Here is a 13,387-nt window from a genome sequence, read left to right as displayed (position 1 = left end):
TACACCGTTACCGCGACAGTCCCGACGCGCCAGGCGCCCGGGCATTGCGCATCCGATGGAGGCGCCACATGAGCTCGCGTCCAGATTCGGTTGTGCAGCATCATCATTAGTTGCGCGCCGTTTTGGCCGTGGTTCATTTGGAGATGTTGTCTTGACGGGCCGGTGTGACGTATCTAGCATTCTCTACAGCGGAGGATGCATCTGTTCAGCAGAATAGAGAGTGAGTGTTGATGGTCTGGTCGAGGAGTTCGATTTGATGAACGCGGTCGCGGTCGATCGGGATACCCGTGAGGCTGTCGAGGCGTTCATGTTCCGGGAGGCGGAGCTACTCGATGGGGGGCAGTTCCGAGAATGGTTGGGTCTGCTCGACCCCGACATCCGGTATGTGGTTCCGGTGCGCACCACCCGTGAGGATTCCGCGGGTTGGGTGGGCGCGATCGCGCACTGGAACGACGACTACACGGGTTTGGAGATGCGGGTCCTCCGGGGCGAGACGGACTTCTCGTGGGCGGAGTCACCTCGGTCGCGGACCCGGCACTTCGTGTCCAACATCCGCACGGTTGCCGGACCGGAGGCTGATGAGTTGACCGTGCGCTCGAATCTCTTGTTCTTCCGCAGCCGCGGAGACAGCGGCCGGTGGGAGTTGCTGTCGGCCGAACGGGTCGACGTGTTGCGCCGCACCGACGATTCGCTGCGGCTCGCTCGGCGCGAGGTGTTACTCGATCACTCGACGTTGCCTATCGACAACCTGTCGGTAGTCCTGTAGGGCCAGCTCCGTTCACCACCTCCGCGTGGATATCTCCGATTCCAGAAAGGGTCCAACCATATGACCACCGAAACAACCGAGACGGACTTGATCGAGATGTTGGTGAAGGCGTGACTGGCGTTATGGGTGACCTGGATGTGTCGGTCCAAGAATGCGACGTCTTGGTAGTGGGTGGGGGAATTGGCGGAGTGCGGGCAGCACTACGGGCCGCGGAGTTGGGGTCGTCGGTGATTCTGGTGGAGAAAGCGGTGGTGTCTCGGGCAGGGCCGATGACGTATGTCCACAGCCAATACGCCCCTGATCACCGGGTGCAGGGTGAGGAGATGACGGAGTGGGCGCGCGAGTTCGTGGTGGGCAGCAATTATTTGGCCGATCAGGATTGGGTGCAGCAGTACATAGCCGAGGCCTATGACAGGGTTAACGAGCAGATCGAGTGGGGTGTGCCCTATTCCACTCATGAGGATGGGTCGCTGAAGTATGTGACGGTCCGCGGCCACAACCTTGGCACGACGCTGGGTGTGGATGGTCGCGTGTGTATGGAAATCCTCAAGGAGAGGATGAAAGCGGCGGGGGTGCGACTGTTCGAGCGGGTCGATGTGATTGATCTGCTGACCACCGACGGGTGTCGGCCCACCGCTGGTGCGGTGTGTGGTGCGGTGGGGGTAAACGTTGTCACCGGCCAGTGTCATGTCTTCACGGCGGGCAGCGTCATCCTCAACACCGGCCCTTGGTACCCCAAGCTGCATTACGCGTTCGCCGACCATTGCAGCGGGGAAGGTCATGTGGCGGCCTGGCGAGTGGGTGCTGAGTTCGCCGGCATGGAATTCGGCCAGTTCGCTGCCTGGAGTTACTTCAATCGGTCATTCTTCACACCGGGTCAAGCCAAGATTCAGGGGATCGGTGGCAAGTTCTGCAACGCGGCGGGCGAGTACTTCATGGACCGCTATGACCCGATCTGGGGCGATAAGGGCGGGTTGTTCACCATCGCGCGCGCGATCATGACCGAGATGGTCGAGGGCCGAGGGCCGTGCTATCTCGACTTGCGTCACGTACCACAGGCGGATCTAGAGGTGCTGTATGAAGTGTCTCCGACGGTGCGGCGCGCCTTTACCGAGTTTGAGGTCGATCCCTCCACTGACCTGCTGGAGGTGACCCCGTTCATCGTGCTCGGCACGAGCAGCACCAGCGGTCCCACGATCGACCTGGACGGAGCCACCACAGTGCCCGGCCTGTACGCGGCCGGGTATGGCACGGCGTGTCCGCATTTGATGTCGGGAATTTCTGGCAGCGGGATCTCGAGCTTCTCGGCTGTTGCGGGGTACCGGGCGGGCACTGCGGCGGCGGCGCGCGGCGGTCACGCGGTAGCGCGCAGTGTGTGGGAGAACCAGGCACAGGAGAGCTTCGCGGAGTATTTCGCGCCGATGCGTCGGCTGCGGCAGGTCCGGCCGGTGGATGTGTGGAAAGCCATCGGCGAGGCGACGGCCAATCCGGCATTCGCATTGTTTAAGTCGGAGGCACGGATCGATTCAGCGCTCGCTGAGCTGTACCGGATCCGGGATCGGGTACTGCGTTACGTTTTCGCGCCGGACTATCAAGAACTTAAGAAGGCGCATGAGGTGCGCGCATACCTGACGTTGGCGATCATCACCTGTGAGGCGATGAAGCGGCGCACCGAAAGTCGCGGGGAGCTGTTTCGTATCGACTACCCCTACGCGGACAACGATGAGTGGCTGAAGTGGCTGCTCGTGCGCCGGGGCAGCGGCGGTGAATTCGATCTGCAGTTCAGCGAACGCGACCTGCCGATCCAGTCGTGGCCGGTGCAGGCCCCGCCCGGCCGCCATCCAAGTCCATATACCGTGCCGCAAGGCTACCGTGAGGAGGCGGCGGTTCAGTGATCGAAAGCATCGACGAAACAACGTGCGACGGGTGCAACGTCTGCATCGACAGCTGCCCAACCGGGGTGATCCGGCTGGTGGAGGGCGACGAACCGTGGTCCACGACCAAGTGGCGAGCCAAGATCATCTACCCCAACGACTGTCATTCCTGTCGGTTGTGCGCAATCGATTGCCACGTGGACGCGATCGTTGTCAGCCACGCACTGGTGATCCCCGACCCCTTCCTCCCGGGCGTAGAGCCCCTCGACGGCAGCCGCGACGCTCCGCCCGACGAAAAGAAAACTTGATGTCCATCGGAATAGCGCGAGTCGGGCGTGTTCGGTGTCGGCAAGGTCCCGGCTGCGGGGTCAGGCGATGATGGCCGCCCGATGCGGCCGGCGCCGGATTCGGCACTTATCTGGCGGTCGCCGGGCGATCCTCCGATGACGCAGACATGGCTCCCACAAATCCACCGTTCCCCGCAGGAAAGTTAGGACTTCGGCATGATCAGCGCAAACCTCATCATCAATGGACGTGAGGAAACATCCGACCGGACGATCGACGTCGTCAGCCCGGCTGATATCCGGGTACTGCTCGGTTCGGTCCCAGACGCCGCACCCGGGCAGGTCGACGAAGCGGTCGCAGCGGCTGCAATGGCGTTCCCAGAATGGTCATCGCGGCCCCTGGAAGAACGCCAGGGAGCACTACTTGCCGCTGCAGGCACGATCCACGACATGATCGAGGAATATGCGCCGATCCTGAGCCGGGAGAACGGAAAGATCCTCGAAGAGTCGCACGTCGACCTCGAATTCGCGTCGGGCATTTGCGGCTACACCGCAGGCATTTCGGCTGAAATCCTTGCAGACCAACAGATTCGCGACACCGGGGGCACGACCCTCATCCGCCGCCGCCCAATCGGGCCGGTGGCCGCCATTACGCCGTGGAACTTCCCGGTGGTCCTGGCATTCATGAAGCTGGCGCCCGCGCTCGTCGCCGGCAACACAGTCGTCTTGAAGCCGGCGGCAAACTCCCCGTTGGTTCTCGCCGAGATCATCCGAGCCCTCCAACAGCACTTCCCTCCGGGCGTGCTCAACATGGTCACCGGTGGCGACGCGGTCGGAGAAGCACTCGTCGCTCACCCGAGAATTCGCAAGATTGGTTTCACCGGCGGCATCGATACCGGGCGCAAAGTTATGGCCGCGGCCGCGCGCGACATCAAGCGGGTGACGCTCGAGCTGGGCGGAAACGACCCCGCGATCCTCCTCGACGACGTCGACCTCTCGCCCGAGACTATGCGGCAGATCGTAAAAGGCGCGTTCGGGACCACCGGCCAGGTGTGCTTCGGTCTCAAACGTATCTACGTGCCGACCCGCATCCACGACCGCTTCGTGGAAGCGTTCTCAGCCGCCGTGGATGAAATCGTCGTCGGGCCCGGCGACGACCCCCGAGTCACCATGGGGCCGCTGAACAACGCTCAGCAGAAGAACCTCGTCGAGAAGATCGTGGACGACGCGCGCTCGAGCGGCGCGACCGTCACCACCCTCGGGCAGCGGCTCGATTCGGCGGCCTGGGACCACGGCCACTTCATGATGCCCAGCGTGGTCACTGCGGCTGATCCCCGCCTCGCAATCGTCGAAGAGGAACAGTTCGGCCCGGTAGTGCCCGTGCTGAAATACGACGAACTCGACGACGTGATCCGGCTCGTGAATCAATCGCAATACGGGCTTGCCGCCTCGATCTGGACGTCAGATGAAGAGCGGGCGTTCCTGCTCGGCCGTCGGTTCGACACCGGCTCCGTCTTCATCAACAGCCACACCTTCACCTCCCTCGACCCCCGCGCACCCTTCGGCGGGGCGAAAGCGAGCGGCTTGGGACGCGAATTCTCTCCAGCCAGCCTGGATTCCTACACCGAATTACAAACAATCAGCCGTCGCATCGGGCCGCCAGGCCCTCCGCTGTCCTGAGTCCGGCGGGGAGCCTGACCAACACATATTCGTCACGGTCGTAGATCAGCGACGACGACGCGGCGGTATCGATGCACACAGGTAACTTCGCCGACGGTGTGAAGGCGTGGCGGCGCGTGCTTCGGCAGGGATGCCCCCATTAATGATCCATTCCGGCCCAACGTTCGCGGCGATTCGACCCTCCTAACGTAGAGACCGCCAATAGTGGGACTGTCGCGGTAACGGTGTAAACGGCCTGATCGGCCCCGGTGTGTCGGGGCCGGAAAGGTCGCGTGATGACCGAAACTGTCGTGGCTGTGGAGCCATCGCAGAATCCCGATGATGAGGCCGCCGTGGCGGCCATTGATGTCCCGGATAGCCGTGAGGTCGACGAGCTCGAGGTTGCCCGGGAGTTGGTACGCCAGGCCCGCGAGGCCGGCGTATCGCTGACCGGTCCGGGCGGGTTGCTCAAGGCGATGACCAAGACGGTCATCGAGACCGCTCTGGACGAGGAACTGTCCGAGCACCTGGGCTATGACCGTCACGATCCGGCTGGGTATGGCTCGGGCAACTCCCGCAACGGAACCCGGGCCAAGACCGTACTGACCGATGCGTGCGGGCAGATCGAGATCGAGGTGTGACCCCTCCCGGCGAGTCCGGAGGCTGCATTCGTTGAATCACCCTGCCTTTGGTGGGGTGAGTTTTTGATCGTAGTGGAGCTTCTCGACGGCCTCAGGGGTGAAGTCGTCGAGGTACTCATGCGGACGCTCGGTGTTGAACCACACCACCCACTCGGCGGTGGCCAGCTCGACCTGGTTGACGTCGCGCCACGGGCCTTGCCGGCGGATCACCTCGTTCTTGAACGACCCGACGGTGGTCTCGGCCAGCGCGTTGTCCAGCGCGTCACCGACCGAGCCGACCGACGGATCCACTCCCTCGTCGATGAGCCGTTGGGTGAACGCCACCGAGGTGTACTGACTGCCGGCATCCGAATGCGCGATCAGCCCGCGCAGACTGGTGCCGTCCTGGGTGCGGGTGAAGAACGCGTGCTCGATGGCGTCGAGGACCAGGTCGGTGGTCATCGACCGAGCGGCTCGCCATCCCACGATCCGGCGGCTGTAGGCGTCGATGACGAACGCCACGTAGACGAACCCCATCCACGTCGCCACATACGTGAAGTCAGCCACCCACAACCGATTTGGGGCCGACGCGTAGAACCGGCGGTCCACCAGATCCGGATACCGGACATGGCTGCTATCGGCGACGGTGGTCTTGTGTTTGGACCCGTACCGGGCGCCTTCCCATCCGTTCTCGCGCATGATCCGCTCCACCGTGCAGCGGGCGACGTCGTGGCCCTGGCCGCGTAGCCAGATCCACAACTTGCGTGACCCGAGCGTCTGGACGAACCGGCCCTTCCTCTTGCCTTCCCTTGCCGCGGTGATGATCTCGACCAACTCGGCATCGCGGATCTCGCGCCGGGTCGGGGTCTTGGCGATCCACTCGTAGTAGGTCGACGGGCTGATTGCGATGCCATGCTCGGAGAGCACGGCACACATGGGCTCGACACCCCAGCGCAGCCCGGCCCCGCCGTCGGGGCCGGCCACCTGATGGTCCTTGTGTTCGGCGATGAACCGGATCGCCGTCTCCCGGGCCGGTCGAGCTCGGCCCCGAAGAAAATCGCCGCTGCTTTCAAGATCTCATTGGCCCGACGTAACTCGGCGATCTCCTTACGCAGCGCCTTGTTCTCCTCGGCCATCTGCGTGGTCACCCCCGGACGCTGGCCGGTATCGACCTCCGAGCGGCGAATCCAGGTCCGCAAGGTCTCCGGGGTGCCGATCCCCAACATGCCCGCGACCGCGGTGATCGCCGCCCACTGCGACGGGTACTGCGGACGGACCTCGGCGACCATGCGCACCGCACGCTCACGCAACTCGTCGGGGTACTTGCTCGGACGTCCCATAACTCAGATCCTCCCAAGATCGGGAGCCTCCGGACTCGCCGGGAGGGGTCAGAGCCGTTTTGGTCGTTGCCCATTCGGAGATGTTGTCTTGACGGCCCGGTGAGACGTAGCTTACATTCTCTACAGCGGAGGACACATCTGTTCAGCAGAATAGAGAGTGAGTGTTGATGGTCTGGTCGAGGAGTTCGGTGTGATGAACGCGGTTGCGGTCGATCGGGATACCCGTGAGGCTGTCGAGGAGTTCATGTTCCGGGAGGCGGAGCTACTCGATGGGGGGCAGTTCCGGGAATGGTTGGGTCTGCTCGACCCCGACATCCGGTATGTGGTTCCGGTGCGCACCACCCGTGAGGATTCCGCGGGTTGGGTGGGTGCGATCGCGCATTGGAACGACGACTACACGGGCTTGGAGATGCGGGTCCTTCGGGGCGAGACGGATTTCTCGTGGGCCGAGTCACCTCGGTCGCGGACCCGGCACTTCGTGTCCAACATTCGCACGGTTGCCGGACCGGAGGCTGATGAGTTGACCGTGCGCTCGAATCTGTTGTTCTTTCGCAGCCGCGGAGATAGCGGCCGGTGGGAGTTGCTGTCGGCCGAACGCGTCGACGTGTTGCGCCGGACCGACGATTCGCTGCGGTTGGCTCGGCGCGAGGTGTTGCTCGATCACTCGACGTTGCCTATCGACAACCTGTCGGTAGTCCTGTAGGGCCAGCTCCGTTCACCACCTCCTCGTGGATATCGCCGATTCCAGAAAGGGTCCAACCATATGACCACCGAAACAACCGGAACAGCTGACGCGACCGATCCCTACCTGCGGCGCGCGTTGCGGGAGGTAGCGGACGGGCTCAAGGTCGGGCGCTTACCGGCCCGCGTCGTCAGCGATCCCGCGCTACACACGATCGAGATGGAGCGGATCTTCGGGCGCGCCTGGGTGTTTCTCGGACACGAGTCGGAGTTGGCCAAGTCCGGCGACTTCGTCGTGCGGCACATCGGGGCCGATTCGGTGATCGTTTGCCGGGACAACTCCGGCCGCATCCAGGCGCTGTCCAATTCTTGTCGCCACCGTGGTGCGCTCGTGTGCCGGGCGGAGATGGGAAACACCGCGCACTTCCAATGCCCGTACCACGGCTGGGTGTACAGCAACACCGGAGAGCTCGTCGGCGTGCCGGCGATGACGGAGGCCTATCCCGGCGGCTTCGACAAGTCGCAGTGGGGATTACGTCACATCCCCCATGTCGACTCGTACGCCGGATTCATCTTCGGCAGCGTCGATCCGAAGGCGCCGAGCCTGACCGACTACCTCGGCGACACGACGTTCTACCTCGACCTCATTGCGAAGAAGACAGCGGGCGGTCTGGAGGTGATAGGGGCACCGCATCGATGGGTGATGTCAGCGAACTGGAAGACAGCCGCCGACAATTTTGTCGGCGACTCCTACCACACCCTCTTTGCTCACCGCTCGATGGTCGAGCTAGGCATGGCGCCCGGTGACCCAAACTTCGCGAGCGCACCAGCGGAAATCTCGCTGCAGAACGGCCACGGCGTCGGCGTACTCGGCTTTCCGCCCACGCTCGCCGATTTTCCCGAGTACGAGGGATACCCCGACGAAGTCGTCGACCAGATGGCGACGTCCTACCCGTCGCCGGTACACAAGGACCTGATGCGACGCTCAGCCTTTATTCACGGCACCGTGTTCCCGAATTTGTCGTTCATCAACGTGACCATCGCGCCGGACCACATGTCGCCCCCTACCCCCTTCATCACGTTCCGGGTATGGCATCCGCTCTCCCATGATCGGATGGAGATCCTCTCCTGGTTCCTGGTCGAACGCGATGCTCCGGAATGGTTGCGCGATGCGTCCCAGGCGTCCTACGTCAACAACTTCGGCCCAGGTGGGGTTTTCGAACAGGACGACGCCGAGGCATGGAAGGCCATCACCGAATCTGTCCAGGGCCCGTTCGCCGGTGAAGGCCTGCTGAACTACGAAATGGGCATGGACTTGACTCCGCTCACCGACTGGCCAGGGCCGGGAGAGGCCCTCCCGAGCGGGTACGCCGAGCAGAATCAGCGGCGGTTTTGGGGGAGATGGCTGGAATACATGGGTCAGCCTCCCGCATTCGGCGGGCGTGCTTGATGAAGCTTCTGCCCAGGCTATGCGCGAAGTGCGCCCGTTCACCAATCGGCGCCGCGTGAGTGCCGTGAAGGCGGGGGACCGCCGGGTCGCAATTGTCACTGCCGCCGCCGCGGGAATCGGTAAGGCGATCGCCCTGCGGTGGTGCCGCGAAGGTGGGTCCTGTGTCATGGCCGACACCGACGGCGAGGGCCTCGATGCGGCCGTGCATGAATTGGCCGAGTCCGGCGCGGCGGTTTGCGGCGTCGCCGGCGACGTTTGCCTCAGCGATGTTGCCAACAGTGTCGTCGAACGGGCGCTGACCGAGTTCGGGCGGCTCGACACACTGTTCAACGTCGTCGGCGGGAGCCTGGCTCGCAACGTGGAGGAGATCAGCGAGGAGCAGTGGCGCAGCCAGATCGACATGAACCTCGGCAGTGTCTTTCAGATGTCCAAACCCGTCATCCCACTCCTGCGCCAGGGTGGCGGCGGGTCGATCGTCAACGTCGCGTCGACGGCCGGGATCCTCGCCGAGAACAGGTGCTCCGCCTACAGCGCAAGCAAAGGCGGGGTCGTGCTACTCACGAAGAACATGGCCCTCGACTTCGCCCGCGACAACATCCGCGTGAACGCGATCGCCCCCGGGGGCACCCGCACGCCGAGGATCGAACGGTTCCTGGCCGAGCACCCCGAACACGCCTCGATGATGGTGGACCTCTGCGCGATGCAGCGTTTCGCAGGACCAGACGAGATCGCGGCGCCGGCTGTGTTTCTTGCCTCGCCCGAGGCGTCCTACATCACCGGTGCCGTACTGCCGGTCGACGGAGGCATGACCGCCGGCGTCACTTTCCGGGCGTTCGAGGCGGTATGAGCATGATCCCCAACCGCTGGAATCTACACCGGACCCACGAAAGCACCGCGAGCTGAGATGGAAGCGATCGTTCTCAACGGCACCAACGACGTCGGTCTGACGTCGGTGCCAGACCCGGCGCCGCAGGACGGTGAGGTCATCATCGAAGTGGCGGCGACAGGGCTGTGTGGAACTGACCTCCACGAGTATGTCGCGGGGCCCACCTTCTCGCAGCCGCCGGTGGTGCTCGGTCACGAGGTCTCGGGCCGGATCGTGGAGGTCGGAGCGGGCGTCGACCAATCCCGCATCGGGCAGGGCGCCGCGGTGATCCCGATGGATTTCTGCGGGAGCTGCCACTACTGCCACCGGTCGCTCTACCACTTGTGCCAGCGCCCAGGATGGATCGGCTTCACCCGAAACGGAGGCCTCGCGAACTACGTCGCAGTGCCCTCTCGGCTCGCAGTCCGAGTGCCGGACGTGGTGGACCTCGAGGAGGCGGCGCTGACCGAGCCGACGGCGGTGGCGTTCCACGCGGTGCGGCGAGCGGAACTGCTCCTCGGCGAAACGGTGATGGTCCTCGGTGCCGGGGCACTCGGGCTCACCGTGATCCAGTGCGCACGCGCGGCCGGAGCTGCGCGAATCTTCGTCACGGAACCAAGCGGCGTGCGGGCCAGCCTGGCGCGCGACCTCGGCGCCACGTTGGTGCTCGATCCGCATGACCCCGGGACCACCGCGTGCATCCTGGAGGAGACCCGCGGTGTAGGGGTGGACGTGGTCTTCCATGTGGCGGGCAGCGCGGAGGCGTTCACACAGGGCCTGGACTGCCTCCGCAAACAGGGCCGTTTCATGGAGATGTCGTCGTGGGCCGGCGCGGCCTCGCTCGATGTCAACCGCCATCTGCTCAAGGAGATTCAGCTCCGGATGGTTTTCGGTTACGACATGTTCGACGATTTCCCGGCCGTTCTCGCCCTGATCGCCGACGGAAAACTCGCGCTCGCGCCGCAAATCACCGCTCGAGTCCCGCTGGACCGCGCCGTCAAGGAGGGATTGGGCGGGCTATTGGAGGGCCGGGAGGGTCTGGTCAAGGTGCTGGTGAAGCCGTGAGTGAGGGAGACTTGATGGTCGTCGCCGCGACAAGCCGCGGTGTATTCACCGTGTCCGGCGACGGCAAGGCCCGGGCCTGGCCCGAGTTGCCGGGGCAGGTCATGGCCATGGCTGTTCAGGACGAGCGCGTCGCCGTCGCCGTCCACAAGCACGGCGTGTTTCTCGCCACCGCGGGCGCAGACCACTGGACTGACCTCGGCGATGGCCTCGCCCACCGCGACGTGCGCGCGCTGGCGTTCGATCCGCACACGCCCAACGCGCTCTACGCCGGAACAGAACCAGCGCACTTGCTGCGGTGGCAAGACGGGATCTGGGCCGAGTGTGGAAACGTCCTCGGCGTACCCGAAGCGAAAAGGTGGAGCTTCCCCATCCGCCCGGGAATCGCGCACGTCCGTACCATCGCCGTGCACCCACTAGAAGCTGACGTCGTCTACGTCGGCATTGAAGTTGGATCCCTCCTGATCACCCGGGACCGGGGACAGACGTGGGAGGAGATCGATGGCCTCGGTCACGACATCCACCGCGTGGTCCTGCACCCGGAAGCTCCCGACCGGCTCATCGTCACCACCGGCCAAGACACCAAGCCTTACCGCGGCGGCAAGGGCATTTACCGCAGCACCGACCGCGGATCGAGCTGGGTGCAGTCCAACAACGGACTTGGCGAGCGCAACTACACCGAAGACGCGATCGTGGTGCATCCCGCCGACCCCGACGTGGTGTTCCTCGCCGCGGCCGACGGCATCCCACCGAAGTGGGCTGCAGTGCGCCGGCTGGTGATGGGCGTGATCAACGGCAACGTCTATTTCTTGTCGCCGTCCAAACTGCGCCGACGCCGCGGCGCCGACGTGGGATTCTTCCGCAGCAACGACGGTGGCGCCTCCTGGGTACGGCTGGATAGCGAGGACGACCGCGGCCTGTTCGACATGGTCTGGGCGCTGGAAGGCGAGCTCACTGAAGGCGGCGAGCTGCTGCTGTACCACGGCACCACGGCGGGTGGGCTTTACGTGTCGGAAGACGAGGGCCACACCTGGAAGTGCCTGGCCGACGGCCTGGGCGCGATCACCCACATCGCGACGCCGAAGAAGGGAACAGCGCAGTGAAGCTTGGACCGACGATGGAGTTCGACCACATACAGCCGGCGATCCGGAAACGGTTCACCTCTGCCGCGGACATCCCCAAAGAGGTGTTCAGCGACCCCGACGTCTACCGGGAAGAGCTCACCCGCATCTTCTATGGCCCCTACTGGCATCCGATCGCGCACCGGGCCGAGCTGGCCGAGCGCAACGCCTTCCGGACGAGATGGCTGGCCGACGTGCCGCTGCTGATGGTGCGGGACGGCGATGACCGCATCCGCGTGTTCGTCAACTCCTGCGCCCATCGGGGAACGCTACTGGAACAGCGCCGGTGCGGGGTGGCGGAGCGATTCGAGTGTCCGTATCACCGGTGGATCTTCAACAATGACGGCCGTTTCGCCGGCGCGCCCCGCCGCATGCAGTTTCGCCCGGACTTTCGCGAGGAGGACTACGGCCTCCGGGAGCTGCACGTAGTCGAGGCGTGGGGTTTGATCTTCGTCAGCATGGCTGCGCAGCCGCCGCCGTTCGACGATTATCTCGGCGATAGCGCGGATCCGTTGCGCGACTGCATGGTCGATGACGGGGACTTGACGTTGCTGGGCTACCAGACGGTGGTGTTTCAGAGTAATTGGAAAACCTACATCGACAACGATCCCTATCACGCGCCGCTGCTGCACAGCGCGTTCAAACTGCTCAACTGGCAGGGCGGCAGCGGAAACGTGCTGGTCAGCGAGCCCTATGGGCACATGTCGATTCTGTACGATGCGCAACCCTACGTGGACAACGGTTTCCTGGCTGACCCGAGTGTGGTCACGCGGATGGGGGATGACAGCCGAGCCCGCGTGATTGCGTTACGGCCGGTCACTGGGATCGTGCGTCACGTCGACACAATCAACATCCGGTACGCCCGCCCGCTGGGGGTTGATCGTACCGAGGTGCGATACACGTTCTTCGGCCATGCCAGTGACTCCGAGGACTTCGCACGCCACCGAGTCCGCCAGTCGTCAAATCTGCTGGGGCCGAGCGGCTTCATCAGTATCGAGGACGCCGCCGTCTACAACCGCGTGCAGGCGACCGCGCGTGACGGCGGCTATCAGCGCTTTGTCGCCGGGGTCGGCCGACCATTATCGGAGTCGTCGCAGAACGACGAGGTCGCCAATACCGGCTGGTGGGCGCACTACCAGGAGGTGATGGAGTTTTGCTGACATCGAGCGTCGAAGATCGGCGGGCACGTGCCGCGTACCTGGTGGACGAACTGCTGGGAGCCTACGCCCGCGCAGTCGACGATCAAGACTTCACCGCGTGGCTTGCCCTGTTCGCGACGGAATGTGCCTACGAGGTGCGCGCGATGGAGAACGTCCGTGAGGGGCTGCCGCTGGCGTACATGATGGACGATTGCCGAGAACGGCTGGCCGACCGCGTGAAGATGATCCAGGAGGTCTGGGCGGGCACGGTCGAACCCTACGACACCCGCCACGTTCAGCAGCGTACGGCGATGCGTGAGCTCGGCGAAGACCGCTGGGAGGTACGGTCCAACGTCCTCGTCACCTACACCGGCGCCTCCGGCGAGCCGGGGATTCTGGTCAGCGGCTACAGCGAAGACGTCGTCGTCCTTGACGATGAAACCGCGCTGTTTCAGCAGAAATTCGTGGTGGTGGACAACACTCCGCCGCGCTATCTGGTGTACCCCGTTTGACTCGTCGACCGAAG

12 protein-coding genes and 1 pseudogene are annotated in these 13,387 nt (G+C 64.2%); 12 read left to right on the top strand and 1 reads right to left on the bottom strand.

The window, feature by feature from the left end; genetic code table 11:
• Window positions 1-256: 256 nt before the first annotated feature.
• The 5 genes and pseudogenes from EXE63_RS06900 to EXE63_RS06880 all read left to right on the top strand — a co-directional run.
• Entirely contained in the window at window positions 257-766 is a 510-nt protein-coding gene (locus EXE63_RS06900) for an aromatic-ring-hydroxylating dioxygenase subunit beta (RefSeq protein ID WP_011559047.1), read from the top strand.
• Between the two features lie 122 nt (window positions 767-888).
• Window positions 889-2,661: an FAD-binding protein gene (locus EXE63_RS06895; RefSeq protein WP_011559041.1), complete on the top strand. Its 1,773-nt coding sequence runs from the start codon at window positions 889-891 to the stop codon at window positions 2,659-2,661.
• Window positions 2,658-2,948, top strand: a complete 291-nt coding sequence (locus tag EXE63_RS06890; RefSeq protein ID WP_011767827.1) for a 4Fe-4S dicluster domain-containing protein — start codon at window positions 2,658-2,660, stop codon at window positions 2,946-2,948. Before EXE63_RS06895 ends, EXE63_RS06890 begins: the two co-directional genes overlap by 4 nt.
• Before the next feature lie 195 nt (window positions 2,949-3,143).
• Window positions 3,144-4,604 (top strand): aldehyde dehydrogenase family protein, encoded by a 1,461-nt coding sequence (locus EXE63_RS06885; protein ID WP_011777801.1) that lies wholly within the window; start codon window positions 3,144-3,146, stop codon window positions 4,602-4,604.
• 275 nt (window positions 4,605-4,879) lie between these two features.
• A pseudogene (locus EXE63_RS06880) lies at window positions 4,880-5,221 on the top strand (transposase); the annotation flags it as partial.
• Between the two features lie 39 nt (window positions 5,222-5,260).
• Here the strand turns inward: EXE63_RS06880 and EXE63_RS06875 are convergent.
• A protein-coding gene (locus tag EXE63_RS06875) for an IS3 family transposase (protein ID WP_085981120.1) occupies window positions 5,261-6,543 on the bottom strand; the annotation gives its coding sequence in 2 pieces (ribosomal slippage) (window positions 5,261-6,261 and window positions 6,261-6,543; 1,284 coding nt in all).
• A 193-nt stretch (window positions 6,544-6,736) separates the two neighbouring features.
• Here EXE63_RS06875 and EXE63_RS06870 point away from each other — a divergent pair.
• The 7 genes from EXE63_RS06870 to EXE63_RS06840 are packed head-to-tail and all read left to right on the top strand — an operon-like array spanning window position 6,737 to window position 13,373.
• Complete coding sequence (locus tag EXE63_RS06870; RefSeq protein ID WP_011777802.1) at window positions 6,737-7,246, top strand: aromatic-ring-hydroxylating dioxygenase subunit beta; 510 nt, start codon at window positions 6,737-6,739, stop codon at window positions 7,244-7,246.
• Between the two features lie 60 nt (window positions 7,247-7,306).
• On the top strand, window positions 7,307-8,674 hold the full coding sequence (locus EXE63_RS06865) for an aromatic ring-hydroxylating dioxygenase subunit alpha (RefSeq protein ID WP_083406782.1): 1,368 nt from the start codon (window positions 7,307-7,309) through the stop codon (window positions 8,672-8,674).
• Window positions 8,675-8,693: 19 nt separating this feature from the next.
• On the top strand, window positions 8,694-9,521 hold the full coding sequence (locus tag EXE63_RS06860; protein ID WP_083406783.1) for an SDR family NAD(P)-dependent oxidoreductase: 828 nt from the start codon (window positions 8,694-8,696) through the stop codon (window positions 9,519-9,521).
• A gap of 57 nt (window positions 9,522-9,578) precedes the next feature.
• Complete coding sequence (locus tag EXE63_RS06855; protein WP_011767832.1) at window positions 9,579-10,604, top strand: 2,3-butanediol dehydrogenase; 1,026 nt, start codon at window positions 9,579-9,581, stop codon at window positions 10,602-10,604.
• A gap of 14 nt (window positions 10,605-10,618) precedes the next feature.
• A complete protein-coding gene (locus tag EXE63_RS06850; protein ID WP_011777804.1) occupies window positions 10,619-11,704 on the top strand; it encodes a beta propeller repeat protein in 1,086 nt (361 codons plus the stop codon).
• A gap of 14 nt (window positions 11,705-11,718) precedes the next feature.
• Window positions 11,719-12,882, top strand: a complete 1,164-nt coding sequence (locus EXE63_RS06845; RefSeq protein WP_234904400.1) for an aromatic ring-hydroxylating oxygenase subunit alpha — start codon at window positions 11,719-11,721, stop codon at window positions 12,880-12,882.
• Complete coding sequence (locus EXE63_RS06840) at window positions 12,876-13,373, top strand: aromatic-ring-hydroxylating dioxygenase subunit beta (protein ID WP_011855458.1); 498 nt, start codon at window positions 12,876-12,878, stop codon at window positions 13,371-13,373. Before EXE63_RS06845 ends, EXE63_RS06840 begins: the two co-directional genes overlap by 7 nt.
• Window positions 13,374-13,387 lie beyond the last annotated feature (14 nt).

Origin of the sequence: Mycolicibacterium frederiksbergense (assembly GCF_012223425.1) — a bacterium.
GTDB classification, from domain to species: domain Bacteria; phylum Actinomycetota; class Actinomycetes; order Mycobacteriales; family Mycobacteriaceae; genus Mycobacterium; species Mycobacterium frederiksbergense.
This window is presented reverse-complemented; position numbering and strand designations above follow the sequence as displayed.

Bases quoted from the DNA above. Each gene is read 5' to 3' on its own strand.
- EXE63_RS06900 (WP_011559047.1), top strand. From the start codon at position 257: ATGAACGCGGTCGCGGTCGATCGGGATACCCGTGAGGCTGTCGAGGCG.
- EXE63_RS06895 (WP_011559041.1), top strand. From the start codon at position 889: ATGGGTGACCTGGATGTGTCGGTCCAAGAATGCGACGTCTTGGTAGTG.
- EXE63_RS06885 (WP_011777801.1), top strand. From the start codon at position 3,144: ATGATCAGCGCAAACCTCATCATCAATGGACGTGAGGAAACATCCGAC.
- EXE63_RS06870 (WP_011777802.1), top strand. From the start codon at position 6,737: ATGAACGCGGTTGCGGTCGATCGGGATACCCGTGAGGCTGTCGAGGAG.
- EXE63_RS06865 (WP_083406782.1), top strand. From the start codon at position 7,307: ATGACCACCGAAACAACCGGAACAGCTGACGCGACCGATCCCTACCTG.
- EXE63_RS06860 (WP_083406783.1), top strand. From the start codon at position 8,694: ATGCGCGAAGTGCGCCCGTTCACCAATCGGCGCCGCGTGAGTGCCGTG.
- EXE63_RS06855 (WP_011767832.1), top strand. From the start codon at position 9,579: ATGGAAGCGATCGTTCTCAACGGCACCAACGACGTCGGTCTGACGTCG.
- EXE63_RS06850 (WP_011777804.1), top strand. From the start codon at position 10,619: ATGGTCGTCGCCGCGACAAGCCGCGGTGTATTCACCGTGTCCGGCGAC.
- EXE63_RS06845 (WP_234904400.1), top strand. From the start codon at position 11,719: ATGGAGTTCGACCACATACAGCCGGCGATCCGGAAACGGTTCACCTCT.